Below are 15391 nucleotides of genomic sequence, written 5' to 3' on the forward strand. Positions count from 1 at the left end.
TTCTGCCTCCATTTAAATTCCCTTCAACCTGGACGTTCAGGTGATTGAGCACAACGCAAACCGTGAGTCTGTTCAGAACTTGCTTCTGAGCAGCGAGGGGTTGGACAAGCCCTGCGGGCGCGTCAGCCTGTCACATTGGGGTATGCTCTATATATACCATCAGTAAAAATGCTAGAGAATGTTATTGTGACCACATAAGTGATGTCATTTTCAGAAGACAACTGCACGAAATGTCAGAAGACGATTACACTGACGTTCCACTATGTGAATCTCTGTTCATCGCTCAGTTAGCTCTTCTCCGTTCCCACCACTTCTTACGCAGCATACATACTTCGGTGCTGGCCGAAGCGTCATGCTTTCGTCGGTAATAAACTGACCGGAAATTAACGACGGAGCTAAATCATGATTGCGGTACTTTTTGAGGCAGATGCCCTGCCTGAGGCACAGGAAAGATATCTTCAGCTTGCTGCCGGGCTGAAGCCTTTACTGTCAGACACGCCGGGTTTTATTTCTATTGAACGCTACCAGAGCCTGAGCACGCCCGGAAAAATCCTTTCTTTGTCATGGTGGGAAGATGAGGAATCTGTGGCAGGATGGAAGCAAAATGTTATGCACCAGGCTGCGCAGAAAGAAGGTAAGCAGTCAATTTTTTCATTCTACAGAATACGCGTTGCCAGAGTATTCCGTGATTACTCTTCTGATAAGGAGGCACATCAACATGTATGACATTCACGTCATTTTAAGCAATACTCCGGGTTCGCTTGGCTCACTTGGCAGTGTGCTGGGTAAAAACGGTGTGGGACTTGAAGGAGGCGGAGTATTTTCAACGCCTGATGCCGGACACGCGCATTTCCTTGTTGAAGACGGTGAAAAAGCACGCAAGGTTCTGATTGATGCCGGTTTTGAGGTCAGCAGTGTGCGCAGCCCTCTGATAAGAAAATTACCTCAGGAACGACCCGGGGAGCTTGGAGAAATAGCGGACACAATTGCCCGGAACGGCATTAACATCCTGGTACAGTACAGTGACCACAGTAATCGGCTCATTTTAGTTACGGATGATGATACCCGGGCAGCTGAAGTAACCCAAAAATGGGCAATACATTCTGGATGAACCTCCTGAAAAATGGACACAATAGTGAGCCGGATAATGCTCTTGAAACATCCATGGCTATGGTTGCTTCTGCCATATCTGACCCGTCGAGGGTCAGTATTCTGTGCGCCCTGATGGACGGGCGCGTGGACAGCTACTGAACTCAGCCAGCGAAACTCATACTGCGGAGTCGCTCCAGTTCGATGCCACTACGTTGCGCGATCGCTCTTAATAACGACAGCGGTGGTGCCTCGTCCAGATCAACCACCTGGTCGTGCCCAAGGTAATGATCCAGCAGGTCACGAACCTCCATGCGATAACAACCAGCGATGCGATGAAGCCATGAGGACAGCGCCTCTCCTTCTCCCGGAGCCGGATGTAATGGCCAGCGTGAGGCCAGCTTCATATCAGTTCCCGCTCAAATTGCCTTCGTCGCTCGGTGGGACCTGTGTAATCCGCCATGCTGAGCGTACGTTGATTGATCGCTTCTTCACCGCTCTCCACGGCGGCTACTGCCGCCGCTATCAACAAGTGCGCAAGTTCACCGATAGTGCCTTCACTGCGAGCCAGCAGGTAACGGACAATATCCTGTGTGGCAATCGGTGATGGCTGCCGTAACATGAGTGAAGCCGCAAATCTAGCCAGCAACGAACTGCAATCTTCACTTACCTCCCATAACGGCAGCACCACAGGCTCAAACCTGTTTTCCAGTTGGTCGTCTGAACGGATGGCCAGATAGGCATCACGCGTGCCGACACCAACCAGTGGTATGCGGAGCTCGTTGCCGAGAAAACGCAACAGATTGAGAAACTCCCGCCGGTTTACACTGTTACCAGCCAGAATATTGTGCAGCTCATCGATCACCATGTTACCAACGGTGCGAAAGTGGGTCTTCCGCAACTTGGGGGGAACCTTTCAGGCCAGAGGACTCATCACCCGTCGCCTCAGTAACTCGAACCCAGCACGCCCGTACATCTGCCGCTTCAGCATTTTCAGGCGATTTACATGCCCTTCGACTACACCGTTACTCCATCGGCTGGTAATCGCTTCACATATTGCTGCTGCATCAGCTTCCATCCCGGCAGCAACACGCTGAAGCTCAACCGGGCCGCTTTCGCTGACATTACTGAACCACCTGCTAAGTTGTTGCTTGTTTTTGGTTTTCAGGATCCGGTAGAAGTCCAGTGCCAGTTGTTGTGCTATTTTCAGCTGCGGCTCTTTTTCACACATCAGCCCGATGAAGCGAGAGGCATAATTTTCTTCGCCCCTTATTATTCGCCAGGGCACCAACCAACGGCTCACGCGCGAAGCTGATGGAAGACGGGCTGGCGCAGTAACAGATGTGCTCCCACCTTTACGCCATTTGGCAACCTCATCCCTGACGGTGGTTTCGCTACCGGTGAACCCCTTTGCCACCATCTCCCTCCATATCTGGCTGCCATTGTAGTTACCGCTTTCACGCTGTTCCTCCAGCCACTCATGCCAGGGATCCAGAAGGCTTGGTTTCCGGGGGCGGGTCGACATTTCAGGGAATGTACCTGACTGGAGCCAGCGCCTGACAGTTACGCGTGATAACCCGGTGGTACGGGATATTTGACGGAGCCCACATCCATTCTTATGCAGGGTGATTACCTCCACCCAGCGTTGGTGGCGTTTATTACGAGTCTGCTGCTTAAGTCGCTCCGGGCGACGGATATATGGAGCTGTTTGTACCCGTTCTGGCTCAGGTGATTTCTTTGGTGACAACTCACCGGCAACAAGACGTATCAGCGGCATGTGTCTGTACATCATCCGTTCGAGTGCATCATCAATGTTCTTCAACAAGTGCCAGCGATCGGCCACCTGCCTGGCCTGAGGAGCACCTTCACGTGCTGCTGTAGCATAGATACCGCCGCGATCGCGTGAGACAACCTGTATTTCCGGATATTTTCTGAACCAGGCAGCCAGCGTACGCTGATCGCGGCCGGGAAGCAGGACGAGGGGACGGTGAGTATCAAGATTGACTATTAACGTGCCGTAACGATGACCCCGATGCCACGCCCACTCGTCGATACCAACATGGGGCGTGCCTGGCGGTTTCGTCTCCGGGGTATTGAAACTCTGCGAAGAAGAGTATCTGCACTGCTACGGAGACCCGCTGCCGTTGCCGCCCGTCTTCCAGCTTCACCTCCAGCTATTAATCCCAGCTGATGCTGTAAATTTTGTAACGCCTGTGAAGACTGCTGCCGTGCCCCTGCGAAGGGAGCCAGCGACTCGGCAAAAATTTTGCGTGAACAGGCTGGGTTACTGCAGTACCAGTGACGGACGGCAAATACCAGCCATAGCGCCTGGCCTGAACAAGGTAGATGCTGTATCCGGCGCCGCCGACAACTATGAACTGATTTGCTGCGCTTAAGGCATTCAGGACATAGTGCAGTTTTACGCTTGGCACGAAGATGGAGGGTTATCCCATCAGAACTAACATCTTGTCGGCTGGATTGCCACCCGCAAGGCAACTGCAAAAGCGTCTTAAGTGAAGGCATAGCGTTGTCCATAACTTAAAACAGCTTAGATCCTTGTTAACTAGAAAGTTTCATCAATATTTCTCCACCCAAGTTGCGGAAGACCCACTTTTTACCCGTCGTTGACACACCAGAACACGCACACTGATTTTACGCAGCATTGTCAGCGCCTGTTGCTCTGTTTCTGGCAGTCTTGGCGCGGACGTAAAGGAGTGCGGCAAGCAGTGCCACATAGAAGCGGAGCACCGATGGCTCTGATGGCATCTGTACGACCAGTACGGGAATGTACTCCTGATCAGCGTCAGAGCTGGCTGGATGAATACGCCTGAATTTCTCAATGATCATCGACTTGCCGTTGTTGGTAGGTCCGACCAGTAACAGATTGGGCATGCGCTGTTTGTCAGGCCACACATACAAGGTTTCCAGTCGGTTCAACGCGTCGACCGCTCGCGGATAACCAATCCAGCGGTCGGCCCGGATGCGCTGTATGCGCTCGTCTGTCGGAAGTCGGGCCAGCCTTTGTGCCACCGGCAGCCGGTGGGACAGGTCAGTGGTGGGATACTCATCCACAGCTACCACTCCTCAATCTGGTCGAACGATTTGACAGGTGAAATACTTTCCACCATCGGGTCAGTACTGCCCGTAACTGGTGGAAGCAACTTACCCGGTGGCGCTGACGTCCTGATGTGCAGGCGGCGATCAGCATCCCGTCGTGCTTTACGTGTCGCCTTTTGTGCAGTGGTCACTATCTCACGCATCTGCAGGATCATGCGAAACAGAGCCGTTTCGTCTACCTGCCGCCTCCCTTGTTGCCGTAGTTTCGCCAGCGCCTGCCGTTGCTCCCCCAGGGTGACAGCCGGATGAGACAAGGTTCGATAGGGGATTTCCAGATAGTGTTGCTCCTCCGGCTCCAGAACCCAGATACGGCTGATGTCACGGGGATCACGTCGGATCAGGAACGCGGACAAGTGCCCCCGGAAATCCACGGTTTGAGCGCATCAGCATAGTAGTGAATATGATCGATGACGAAGCCGGTGCGGGTTAGTGTACGTCGCACAATGGGAAGAAAATCGACGAGGAAGGCTGTAGCGCTGGTAATGATGGCCGGGGCACCATCGCGGGCGACAACTTCAACCCATCGGCACCTGGAGGCGGAAGCAGGCCATTGTGCACTGAGTTGTGATAAGTACCGACTGCCAGAATGAGCCATTGTTCCAGCTCACGCAATATCAGAGCGGCCATATTTTCGGAATTGTAGCCCTCACGCTGGCCGGGATTAGAAAAGGTCGTCCCCAGTAGGTCATCGTGGATCCTCTGCATCGCCGTATCAATGATCCGCTCCACGATACCACTGTAGTGCGGTTGTCCGGGCGGGCGATAATCCAGTCCGATGCCATGCTGTTCACAGCCCCGACGCAAAGCTTCGCTTTTGAACTCGGTCGCATTGTCCAGATAAAGCAGCCGGGGTTTGCCACTCATCGGCCAGTCAATCTCCACTCCCAGCCTTTCCAGCCAGGGGCGTTTATCACAGACGACATGCGCCAGGCACAGGCCAACTGAAACAGCGGATGGGGCTTCCGGTGTGACCACCATACCGGATACGCAGCGCGTGAATACGTCTATGGCTATGGTCAGGTGCGGGCGTCCGATCGGCTGCCGGTCCCGCTCATCCACAACGATTAGGTTAACGACCGTATAGTCAATCTGTACCTGCTCCTGCGGTGCTGATATTGCGGGAGGCATTCCACCAACGCCCTGCAGGCCACGTGCACTCTCCGGACCTTCCCGACTGCGAATAATTTTCCCCGGGTCAAGGCGGGCAATCCGTAGGGCAATGGTGTTACGTACCGGCGCTGGCAGCTTTTGTGCTTTGCATGTGCGCACGACCTCGCGGTGGAATACTGCCAGACTACGCTTCTGTCTGGTCATGAATCGCTTTTGCAGCAGCTCGCGTATGATGCTCTCGACAGGTTCCGATAACCGGCCCTTACCTCTGCCGCCCCGGAACGCTCAGGGGCCAGGTCGGTCACTAGACCAGAACCCTCCCGCGCACGCCGGATCAGGACATATACCTGCCGCCGGGAAATCCCCAGCGCAAGGGCTGCCGCGTCGGCGGCCCGGTGCCCAACGACTTCAGCTCAGCAAGTGGGCTGATAATCTCCGTCCTTCGACGGACTTGCTCCCATGTTGCGTCGGGAAGGGTGGCACTCCCCGCTCAATAATTTGCAATGTTTCCGACGCCATGCCCAAACCTCGCTTTGGTGCACACGAGTATTGAGCATAGTCGAGACTGGTGAAGATGACTTCTGATATTTTCCCGTTAGGAGTCGCCTGCACACCGGGCATTACAGTCAGTCAGGATGGTGCAGTCATCTTCTGAAAATGACAGGAATGCCACTATCCTGCCTGGCCAGCGCAAGCACCACTAAGGCACACCACGCCAGATGGCCTGATTTTTCTGTCAGCGTCACAGCTTCTCCCGCAAGTCAAAAAGCTGATGTAATTCATCCAGCATGATCAACTTACGTCGACCCGTCTTACGGGGAAACATTCGCCGCATTTATCGCGTCAGTTGCAGCTTATCCCATCCGTAAGGGAAAATAATGCTGTATTCACTTCTCTCAGGGAAAATATCAGAGCCCGCGACGATAAACCCGTAGTAGTACTCAGAAATAACGAGGGATATGTAATTGCAAAAAGCCCAAAATCGTCGCTATAACCAGGAGAGGAAATCTCACCAGCAAAAAGCTGCAGCCCTCATGCTGGATAAGAATATATACATCATTATTACCACGACCATATGGTCACAGGATCAGTTCTGGCTGGCAGATGAAGCGAGCAATGTTGTTGAGCGCGTATACAGCTCGCCGGAAAGACATACCTGTTGCAAAACTGGCGTGAAACGCATGGCGATTTCACCCTGAAATCATCAGTGCAACCCAATATAAAACATGAACTTAAGATTGAAATTTAAAGGGCGAATCTATTCGCCCAGATGACGTTGCAAAACATTCTGAATTGCAGCATCTATCTCGCCCTGTAGTTCCTTTGACAACCGGTTAAACTCATAAGTAAAGCTTCGTCCTTTGACACGCTTGCGCGCATACTTGTCTTTTTCCTTGAAGCTCCATAGCGGAGAAACCGTCGCTTTTTCTTTTGCAGGGGCAGCAATCAGCGAAGCCGCGCCCTTCGCAATAAGTTTAAGAATTGCGGCTTTCTTCTCATCTTCCTGAAGATGTTCATCAGCCACTAAACTATCAAGCTGTGACGATATCTTCTCAATAAGCTGAGTACAGACTATGGATTTTTCAGTCAATCGCTCATCAAGTTCAGAAAGATTTTTATAATCAGAGAATGATAACTCGTACTGCACCGGGAACAGGGATATTAATTCCTGAGGAACGGTAGCCGCCTGTATAGCTCGCGTAACCTTTGCCTGCGAGAGACCTTCTTTTTCAGCGATTTCCTTCTGTGTCAGACCCGCCTCTTTCAGAGAAAGTAAACGAAGACCAACCTCCCGAATATTATGTTCCTTTGCTGTCTGGATATCTTTTGCGAGCTGTCTGGCCTCTTCGGCGGTGAGTTTGTCTGATGTCACCATGATATTAAGAGGTGTATGCGCTTCCATTGCGGCTGCTCGTCTTCTCGAGCCATCAAGAATTTCAATTCTCTCGCCATCCACAACCCCGATACAGGCAAAGAACTGCTGGAATCGAATAGTTCTGATGATGTCTTTTAAAGAGTCTCTCGTTAAAGCAGACTGATCCCGCCCATTGGTTTCCTGTCGAACAAAAGTTTTCTTTTCTACGTCTGAGGACGGAACGGTCACAAAACTGAATTTAACTTTCCGGCCGGTCTTCAGGGTAAAATACTGAACCATCGATTCAGCAGAAGACTCTTCCACGCTAGCCTGAGGAGTAAAGTTCCTGCCGATTGTTTTTCTTCGTCCGGACATCAGGCCTCCTTGTTCGTTCTGATAAATTCAACCCGGTCAAACACACCTTTAGCAAAATCTTCAGCTGCTGTTCTGGCGCTTTTCAGGGCTTCACTACTACCATCATAAGTTGCCGGATTTGCGGAAATGACGGTGTCAAATGTTTCCCCACATCGTTCAAAACCGTCAAGCCTTGGCAGAACAACATCAAGCATATCTGCACCAAAAACTTCCTTTGCCTGGCTGTGGCAAATTTTATGGTCACTCTTGTTTAAGAGTTTGGACATAAAACCGATATTCCCTGTCAAATTACATGTATGTCCTTCCGCTTCAATGCTCTCAACTAATGCAGGTAAACTTGCAACAAACTTCAGAGATGAATGGAAATCGACAGTTGCCGGGGGGAGGGGGGTCAACAACAGATCTGCTGCACCGATACCGTTTTTAAGGAACGCATCCAGATGTGGCCCCGTGTCAACCAGGATAAAATCGTAATCATACCTGAGCTTATCGATTATATTTTCTTTCAGTACAGCATGGACATTTTGTCCCGGCAGGTATTCTGCACAGAGTTCCTTCCATCTCTCAGCGATAAACGCGTCGTCAATTGAAGCAGGAATAATATCAACTCCCGGAACAACAGATTGAACGATAAAGTCTGAGAGCAGCTCTTCACGGCTTACATTCTGAAGCATCGCCTGGGCTGCGGTTGTTTCTACCAGACCAATCGAATTCTGATGGCTTAAGAACATGGTTAATGACGCCTGAGGGTCAAAATCGATTGCCAGGATCCTTAAATCTTCAAACAACAGATGTGGATGTGCTCTTAAGGCATGTGCCAGAGAGGCCGTTGAAACGGTTTTGGAGCCGCCTCCTTTAAGATTGGAGACGTAAATACAGAAAGCCTCATGATGCCGGTCACGATACTTTGGTACACCACGATGCTGATACAAATCAATGACGTTCTGAAGCGTCATCGCATACTTCATCGTATTACCTGAAGGGCGCTTGTTAAAAACATAGCCCTGAGATTCCATCTCACTTACCGCATATTCGACACTCCCTTTGCTAAGTTTGGGGAGTTTATACAGCGAGGCTTTACTGTAAACCTGATAAAACTCGTGGAGATGAAACTCCTCCTTTTGCTGCTGAATGTGTTCGCTGAGGGAGGACAACATTTTGTGCGCCCTTGAAGCAACTTTCTTAAGCTGTTCCAGATTATCCATAATTTCACCACTATGATGTTTTTTATCATTTTGAATAAAAAACATCATAATTCAATGAAAAATTCATTTTTTATTGGCCAGGGTCAAATTTCAGGTAAATGACATGGTTTTGATTAAATACAATTTGAGGAGAGCCTGAACGGGCGGTGCCCGCTACTGAAACGGCTGACCATTTCGGAGAAAGACACAGCAGACGGTAATGTATTCGCTACTGGCAGAGCCTGTAATGGGAATTGAAAACCATCAGAACCCGTATAGAGGACATTGCCAGCCTGTCACATTCAGGTATGGCATAACGCTACAGCCCGAATCACCTGACGGTCTGATATATCAAAAATGTTGTGACCCGCCTGAAGTGACCATTCAAACTGATGGCCGCCTAAATGTTCCCCTTAAGCAGGGCCACCGCCTCGGTTCCGGGCATCTGAAACTGAACTCTGTGACGTGCCGCAACATCGAGCGCAAACACCCTGGTGTACACCTCCGTTGAGCTGACCGACTTGTGGCCCATCAGACTCTGCAGCACCTTCAGCGGGATCCCCGCATACAGCATGTGCATGGCATAGCTGTGCCGGAACGTGTGCGGCGTCACCGGTACCGAGAACGTCACGCCATCGGCGGCTGCGGCTTGCACGGCTTCATTCAGCCAGGTCCGGACTGTCCGGTCGGTGATCTCCCAGATACGCGCCCTCTCTGTTCTGCCGGTTCGTTTATTGCGCCGCTCCAGCGGGATCTTCAGCGTCGCCACCATCATCTCCAGCTGGCTGACGTACTGGTGATCGGAAAGTGGAACCAGGCGATGTGCCTGACTGCCGGCAGGTGCTCTCCCTGCCGTCCTTGCTGCTTTTTCCGTTCGCTGCTTGAGCGTGGCCAGCTGTACGAACGGGTAGGGGGGTAACAGCGAAAAATCGCCCCTTGTGAGCGCCAGTGCTTCGTTAATGCGCGCCCCCGTATTCCAGAGCGTTGCCAGCAACATTTTGCGGTGCAGATCGGGAACGTAATGGAGCAGGGCGCTCACCTCCGGAGCCAGAAGATATTTCGGCAGTTCATTGTGAACCATGGCCATCTGACGAAGTGCGAGAGCCGCAGGATAATCAATAGCGACAGGAAGCTGTGCAGGCTGTCCTGAAGAATATACCGCCGGTAAGGTGACAGGAGGCTGGCCGTTCATTGTGGATCACCTGTCATTCATATTCCCCAGAACATCAGGTTGATAGCGTTTTTGATGTCATTTTCGCTGTGGCTGAGATCGGCTACCTCTTCCCCGATCACAGAGGCCGGCACGCTGGCCATATCCGTGGTTATCAGGCGGTAACTTTCGTCCCCGATATGCACCACCGGATACAGTTCCCGGGAGACTTTGTCAGACAGCAGTCGGGCACTGACCAGCGGGATCACCATCCGCCGGCCGGGGGTGTCAATAATGTCACTCTGCACATCCACGAACAGGCGGTAGCGGCTTTCTCTTTTATAGCTGTAAACCCGAAACTGCATCTCACCAGTCCCTGTTTTCATCGGCAAAGCAGCCGTTCATTTCAATAAACCGGGCGACCTCGGCCATCCCTTCCTGATTTTCCGCCTGCCACCGTTCCGCACGCAGACGACGGGCTTCGTTCTGCATGGCAGTATTGATCAGCCCCGAGATGTTGACATCAGCCGACCTGAGCAGCTGATAGTTATCGCTGTCTATCGTGACAGTAATGCGCTGCTTCATTATGCACACTCCTTTACGTATCGTTAGTATGACCTTAAGTATACATTTCATTCGTGCATTAATCATGCGTCCTGAAGTGTATATAGTTAAGTCACTAACCGTTTTATAAATTATATTTCCTTCCGTGAAAATCATCTGTCTGATAATAAGCAGACATATAACCACTTAAATAAATTACCGGATGCCTGTTCCGGGACGATCCGACTTTTATTCATATTTTAACTTTTCGGAAGTGTAGCACGGTGATGGAATAAGCAAAGCGCCCTTTTTCGCCCCTGCGATCCAGGTCATGGGGCAGGGGAGGAATACAACATACAGGAGAAAACCGCTTATGGAGTTATACATGTTGTGTTTCCGGCAGCTAAACAACCGGGCAGGGTGAGGAGGATCCGAAACAATGAGTTTTCGGATCTCCGGAGCAGGACCGACACAATTAATTAAAAAGATATAAAGAGAAAACAGAAATGCAAAAAAAAGAATATAGATGGTTATCAGAAATTCGTATTGCTGTTTTATATTTTCCAGGCTAGTTTACATAAAACCGTTTGTAAACGGTTTTATGTGAAAACACTAATCCATGTAGCAGGATTTAAACCAATGAACGCAAAATCATCACCTGAACGCGGCAGGCTAAACCGCGAAACGGCCCGGAACAGTGGGTTCACTGAAATCAAACTGATCGCGCGCTCAGATGAGGACCGCCTGGAGATTGAGAAAATGAAATATGACCAGTTAGTACGATTCATCCAGCAACAGCCGGAAAATGCGAAACTTTCCCCCGCGGCTCGCAAAGCTGTCCTAGAAGCTCTAGCGTTAAAAGGTTCCCCCCAGTATGTCACCACGCATGGTGCCATGAGCCATATCATTACCACCATGATGGACTATGGCATGACGGCGCAGGTAGTACCGGCCGTCCAGATCTACAGCGCCTGTTTCCCGACCAGCCTCAGCTATGTGCTGAAATCCTTCCCGGGTAAGGTGCATAACTACCTGTGCCGGCATGGAAATGCCTCTTCAGTGGTGGCCTGGACCGAGCGGAACCCGGACTGGGGCGATCGCATTATTGCCAGCGTCCTTGACGGTACATTCGATGGCGTTCTGTACCAGATGCGCACCGCCGTCGGGGCCATGACTCTTAATCAGCCAGTCCTGACCATGCTTCGCCGTCTGAAAGACGATGCCCGCGGGATTAATGCCGGCGCGCAGGAACAGGCACAGCAGATCCTCGACAAAGCTCCGGAGACGCTTATCCAGTCACCCCGCCAGTGGGATGCCGACTGCAACGCCCTGCGCGCGTTTATTCTGTATTTCCTGCTCGCTGATCTTGAAAAACGCTACGGCGATATGGCGTGTGGTGAACGCACCTTTGAGATCCCGTTCTACGAGTGGCAACGTGAAGTCGCTGATATGCCGGCAACCGGTGTTGTGACGTTTAAAGAAGACTCCGAACTGGGTAAGTATGACTACGGGCTGTGCATTGGCTGGCGATATGACCAGTGGGAGCAGTTTTTCTACCAGGTCGCACTCGGGGCAGTTTATCTGCTGAACCCCCGCGTCGCCCCTGTGGGGACGCTGAAAACCTCGGCTCTTGAGCCGGGTATGGCCATCCGTTACGCAGAGGAAATGCTGGATAAATACCTGCCGTATACCGGACGTGCTTTAGTGGACAGTCCGGTCGGGGCGGGCAATATGTTTGATCGTGCCTACCGTGCTGCACGCAAGCTTCCGGATCACCTTCTGCGCCAGATCCGCGAAGAGTTTGGCAGCTTCGGTACCATCACTGATCCGGTGCGGTTTGCAGACATGACATCTGACTTCCTTACTCCGGAAGAGGCCCGCCTGCTCAGCAGCGATTTCCTTCACAGCTAGGACTCTTACCCTTTCTCACGATAAAAGCCCGAAGGGGCTTTTCGACCAGGAGGGATTGATATGCAAACCCTTGAATTAGAAGCATCCCTGTCAGATGGTGCGAAAAAGAAAATACAGGAAGGTAGCTGGCGGTTTATTGGTGCAACGGTGCAGGACACGACCACCGGTAAAATTGTCGCTAACCTGAAGACCGTTGAAAAGAAAGCAGATACCGGTTATACCCCTGCCTTATTTGTTGCGTTAGAGAATGAAATATGTATTTCTCAACAGCTGATATCAGCACAGATCAGAGATGAATTCCGGAGTCTCAAGGGCTCTATTGCGGAGGGGATCCGTCAGATTGTGGATAAAGTCGATTTCCAGACAGAGATTACCCTCGGGCAACTGATCGGGGAAATTAACCATTTCTTCCTTCAGTGTGACCACCTGAAAAGCGGGGAGTTAAAGAGGGCAGAAACGATACTTCATACTGGCGGGGTGCTGGCGGCCAGGCTGGCAGGTATGACCGATGTGCTGATCAGGGACTACCTTGGAAACGTCAGAGTGACGATGTCCAGCGGTACGATCAGCTACAAGCAGTATCAGGCACTGGGCCCTGATAGCCATGAACGACGCTGGGGCAAGGTCACAGTTCTGACCTATCCGGACCTTCTGACTACACAGGTGAAGCGGTTTATTCCTGCGCTGACAGAAATCATAAACCGCCTGAACATTATTTCAGTCTGCTTTTACCACGAACTGTACATGGGCTATCAGGATAGCCTGAGCGCACTGCGTGCACATTTAAAACAACTGCTCGATCAGCTCGTTAATGGCGTTCCGGTAGATAATCGGGAATTCGACGATTATGCTCAGCGTGTCTTTGGAAAGGACGACCAGAGGCGCTGGATCCATGATAATGAAGCTGACAGACTGGCGGAACATTATGAAACGTTTTCCCGAAATAATCTGGGAGCGCGAAATTTTCGCCAGATATCGTACAGGCCCTCTGACAGGGATCTGGTCCGCAGCGTCAGAGAGGTACTTAACATGATCGACAGTATTGATAACCTTCTGCTCCGGGCTGAAGATCTGGAGAATGGTTCCCTCCTTGATACCGAATCTGTCGCGCTGCTACGTGAAAATACATTTCCACTCCGTCAGAACAGACCTTTACTACCAGACGATAAATAAGCCGCTGTTAAGACACTTCCATCCAGCGCGACACCCGCGCCAGCAACCAGAGAACAGACAAAAGAGCCGCTTCAGCGGCTTTTTGTTTTCCGGATAAGACTTTTTTCTGATCCTCCTCGAAAATGAGAGAACTCAGGATATGCCAGCCATCTGCATATGCCACATATATACATATGCTGAGCATCTGCCTGTACTGAACATATGCACACACCCGGTGCTTTGATCATTCCGGATATGCTCCACACATCCATCTGCTCGTTCATCATGCGCGAGCAACCGGAAGCCGTGCTGAAGCACCTGAAGCACCTGGAGCAGGCGGTGCTGCGTAACCACCGAATCGTTGTTTCGGCCATTACCTGGGCCGAGATGCGCTTCGGTACCATCCTGCAGTGGGATCGTACCGCGGTGGATGCCACCACGGACATTAAAGTGGCACTGCGCCTCGCCGGGACGCCGATCGGCCCGAACGACACGACACTGTGTCGGTGGGAGCGATTCTGGTGACCAATAATGCGAGGGAGGTCCGCTCAGTATCACTTCCTGCGACTCCTTGTTTTCCTGTCCCGGTTTCATATCAAATCGTTTTTGAAATAATCACTTAACGGGCCGACTGGGCGTACGGAGGCATGAAGTGTGGGATCATGATGACAAACTGAAAAAAGAGCAGAGTACCTCCATTACCACGGGCTGGGTAAGCCCGAGTCTTTGGCATGAATTTAAGGAGAAAAAGCAAACTTAATTCTCATCTGAAAACGGATATGTTCCCTTTACAATGAAAAGCACCAGAGCTTGGGGAGAGTTGAATGTGGACGTTGATCATAAATTTAATGCTTCGCGGTTCTCTGAGTTATCAAAAGTCGCTGGATGATAAAGATGAAAGTTACGGCGCTATTCTGGGAATAAAAATTAAATTCTGAATATTCTTCTCTCCTGGCTGACAGACGGAGGAGGTTTTACTAGGGAATTTATGGAAACCATAAACAAAATGGTTGAGGTTCTTGTATAAAAAAACGTCTTTTAACTCCAGGAGAGAGCTAAAAGACGCGAAATCATACAAGGCACAGATGGAAAGAGCTTTTTTTAGTGTGTTATATAACTATCGGATAAATATCAGTTATCTAAAACTTTTGTATCAGAAACGTGAGCGTAATTGCAAAAGCGACGGGACTAAACCTTATCTGTCAGATGTGAGGCATCATGTTGTGCCACTGTATATTCTTGTTAGTTTCAACAGTACTGTTCCCATGTTGACGTAATATGAAATGAGGTTATTTGCAGGAGATGGATGAAGGACTTTCTGTCTGGAAGGTGCATGTTGCTGAAAGCAGTTTCAGGTAATGTTATTTCTACAGTGGATCGTCTGAACACGTTGGGGCTTTTCCCGGGTGAACGAAATTACTGCTCTGAGTGCAGGTGGTTTTCATGATTCCGATCCTCCATGCAGACATTCGTGGTGTGTCATCGGACGCAAGGTCCGTGTTGTTCACAGGAAAGGGTTTGAAGTGCAGAACATTATGGCCCTGGTATTTTTAGATTTTTATCCACATATCCACTGAATAGATCCAAACAATAGATCCTTAATCAGATCCTATATAGATCCTATAAAGATCCCCGATCGCTGTAAGCCTTGCCAGCTCTAGGCTGAGAGGCTGTCACCATAAGCTGTAATAGGTAAATTATAAGCTATGATGAGCGTTACATAAGATATGACATGCTCAACATATACTGTAGTTAGTAAAAATAATAAGCTATAGTAAGCAAGAACCTGCACTTCTTGTGTATAACATTGCGTTTGCATTTCAGGGATCTGAGAGGGCCTGTTTGATTTCATGCACAGGCAGTCGAAACGATCCACAGATCCGGAGCCCGTTTTGGAAAACAAAA

Annotated in this window: 14 protein-coding genes and 6 pseudogenes; 7 read left to right on the forward strand and 13 right to left on the reverse strand. The window is 50.5% G+C overall.

The features are described 5' to 3' along the window. Nucleotides 1-402: 402 nt before the first annotated feature. The 3 genes and pseudogenes from C3432_RS25855 to C3432_RS25865 form a co-directional block, all read left to right on the forward strand. Nucleotides 403-726, forward strand: a complete 324-nt coding sequence (locus C3432_RS25855; protein WP_103780302.1) for an antibiotic biosynthesis monooxygenase family protein — start codon at nucleotides 403-405, stop codon at nucleotides 724-726. Beyond that, on the forward strand, nucleotides 719-1111 hold the full coding sequence (locus C3432_RS25860; protein WP_103780304.1) for an amino acid-binding protein: 393 nt from the start codon (nucleotides 719-721) through the stop codon (nucleotides 1109-1111). The genes C3432_RS25855 and C3432_RS25860 overlap by 8 nt, the downstream gene beginning before the upstream one ends. After that, nucleotides 1108-1258: pseudogene (locus C3432_RS25865) on the forward strand (transcriptional regulator); the annotation flags it as partial. The gene C3432_RS25860 and the pseudogene C3432_RS25865, both read left to right, overlap by 4 nt. Here the strand turns inward: C3432_RS25865 and C3432_RS25870 are convergent. The 8 genes and pseudogenes from C3432_RS25870 to C3432_RS28175 all read right to left on the reverse strand — a co-directional run. Further along, nucleotides 1257-1496: pseudogene (locus C3432_RS25870) on the reverse strand (TniQ family protein); the annotation flags it as partial. The pseudogenes C3432_RS25865 and C3432_RS25870 overlap by 2 nt on opposite strands. Beyond that, nucleotides 1493-1957, reverse strand: a complete 465-nt coding sequence (locus C3432_RS25875) for a TniB family NTP-binding protein (protein WP_445432941.1) — start codon at nucleotides 1955-1957, stop codon at nucleotides 1493-1495. The pseudogene C3432_RS25870 and the gene C3432_RS25875, both read right to left, overlap by 4 nt. 48 nt (nucleotides 1958-2005) lie before the next feature. Further along, nucleotides 2006-3624 (reverse strand): annotated as a pseudogene (locus C3432_RS25880) (ISL3 family transposase). Nucleotides 3625-3741: 117 nt separating this feature from the next. Next, nucleotides 3742-4161, reverse strand: a complete 420-nt coding sequence (locus C3432_RS25885) for a TniB family NTP-binding protein (protein WP_445432942.1) — start codon at nucleotides 4159-4161, stop codon at nucleotides 3742-3744. 2 nt (nucleotides 4162-4163) lie between these two features. Further along, nucleotides 4164-4559, reverse strand: a complete 396-nt coding sequence (locus C3432_RS28575; RefSeq protein ID WP_445432943.1) for a hypothetical protein — start codon at nucleotides 4557-4559, stop codon at nucleotides 4164-4166. A 73-nt stretch (nucleotides 4560-4632) separates the two neighbouring features. Next, nucleotides 4633-5520 carry an integrase catalytic domain-containing protein gene (locus tag C3432_RS28580; RefSeq protein WP_445432944.1) on the reverse strand — a complete coding sequence of 296 codons (888 nt, stop codon included), beginning with the start codon at nucleotides 5518-5520 and terminating at the stop codon, nucleotides 4633-4635. A gap of 461 nt (nucleotides 5521-5981) precedes the next feature. Beyond that, nucleotides 5982-6062 (reverse strand): annotated as a pseudogene (locus tag C3432_RS28585) (DUF2913 family protein); the annotation flags it as partial. Next, nucleotides 6059-6241, reverse strand: a pseudogene (locus tag C3432_RS28175) (hypothetical protein); the annotation flags it as partial. The pseudogenes C3432_RS28585 and C3432_RS28175, both read right to left, overlap by 4 nt. Nucleotides 6242-6281: 40 nt before the next feature. Between C3432_RS28175 and C3432_RS27580 the strand changes: the two are divergent. Next, nucleotides 6282-6515 (forward strand): hypothetical protein, encoded by a 234-nt coding sequence (locus tag C3432_RS27580; RefSeq protein ID WP_146050977.1) that lies wholly within the window; start codon nucleotides 6282-6284, stop codon nucleotides 6513-6515. Between the two features lie 59 nt (nucleotides 6516-6574). Here the strand turns inward: C3432_RS27580 and C3432_RS25900 are convergent, their stop codons facing one another. The 5 genes from C3432_RS25900 to ccdA all read right to left on the reverse strand — a co-directional run bounded on the left by C3432_RS25900 (nucleotide 6575) and on the right by ccdA (nucleotide 10465). Beyond that, complete coding sequence (locus tag C3432_RS25900) at nucleotides 6575-7549, reverse strand: ParB family protein (protein WP_258041672.1); 975 nt, start codon at nucleotides 7547-7549, stop codon at nucleotides 6575-6577. Continuing rightward, complete coding sequence (locus tag C3432_RS25905; RefSeq protein ID WP_103780445.1) at nucleotides 7546-8751, reverse strand: AAA family ATPase; 1206 nt, start codon at nucleotides 8749-8751, stop codon at nucleotides 7546-7548. Before C3432_RS25905 ends, C3432_RS25900 begins: the two co-directional genes overlap by 4 nt. A gap of 379 nt (nucleotides 8752-9130) precedes the next feature. Next, nucleotides 9131-9922, reverse strand: coding sequence for a site-specific integrase (locus tag C3432_RS25910; protein WP_103780311.1), 792 nt, complete (start codon nucleotides 9920-9922; stop codon nucleotides 9131-9133). 17 nt (nucleotides 9923-9939) lie between these two features. Then, nucleotides 9940-10245, reverse strand: a complete 306-nt coding sequence (gene ccdB / locus C3432_RS25915; RefSeq protein ID WP_103780313.1) for a type II toxin-antitoxin system toxin CcdB — start codon at nucleotides 10243-10245, stop codon at nucleotides 9940-9942. A gap of 1 nt (nucleotide 10246) precedes the next feature. Next, entirely contained in the window at nucleotides 10247-10465 is a 219-nt protein-coding gene (gene ccdA, locus C3432_RS25920) for a type II toxin-antitoxin system antitoxin CcdA (RefSeq protein WP_103780315.1), read from the reverse strand. Nucleotides 10466-11317: 852 nt separating this feature from the next. Between ccdA and C3432_RS25925 the strand changes: the two genes are divergently transcribed. From C3432_RS25925 to C3432_RS25935, 3 genes and pseudogenes are all read left to right on the forward strand, one after another. Further along, entirely contained in the window at nucleotides 11318-12334 is a 1017-nt protein-coding gene (locus C3432_RS25925) for a hypothetical protein (RefSeq protein ID WP_146050978.1), read from the forward strand. A gap of 60 nt (nucleotides 12335-12394) precedes the next feature. Continuing rightward, nucleotides 12395-13507 carry a hypothetical protein gene (locus C3432_RS25930; RefSeq protein WP_103780319.1) on the forward strand — a complete coding sequence of 371 codons (1113 nt, stop codon included), beginning with the start codon at nucleotides 12395-12397 and terminating at the stop codon, nucleotides 13505-13507. A 234-nt stretch (nucleotides 13508-13741) separates the two neighbouring features. After that, nucleotides 13742-14109, forward strand: a pseudogene (locus C3432_RS25935) (type II toxin-antitoxin system VapC family toxin). Nucleotides 14110-15391 lie beyond the last annotated feature (1282 nt).

This window comes from Citrobacter amalonaticus (assembly GCF_002918555.1).
GTDB classification, from domain to species: domain Bacteria; phylum Pseudomonadota; class Gammaproteobacteria; order Enterobacterales; family Enterobacteriaceae; genus Citrobacter_C; species Citrobacter_C amalonaticus_A.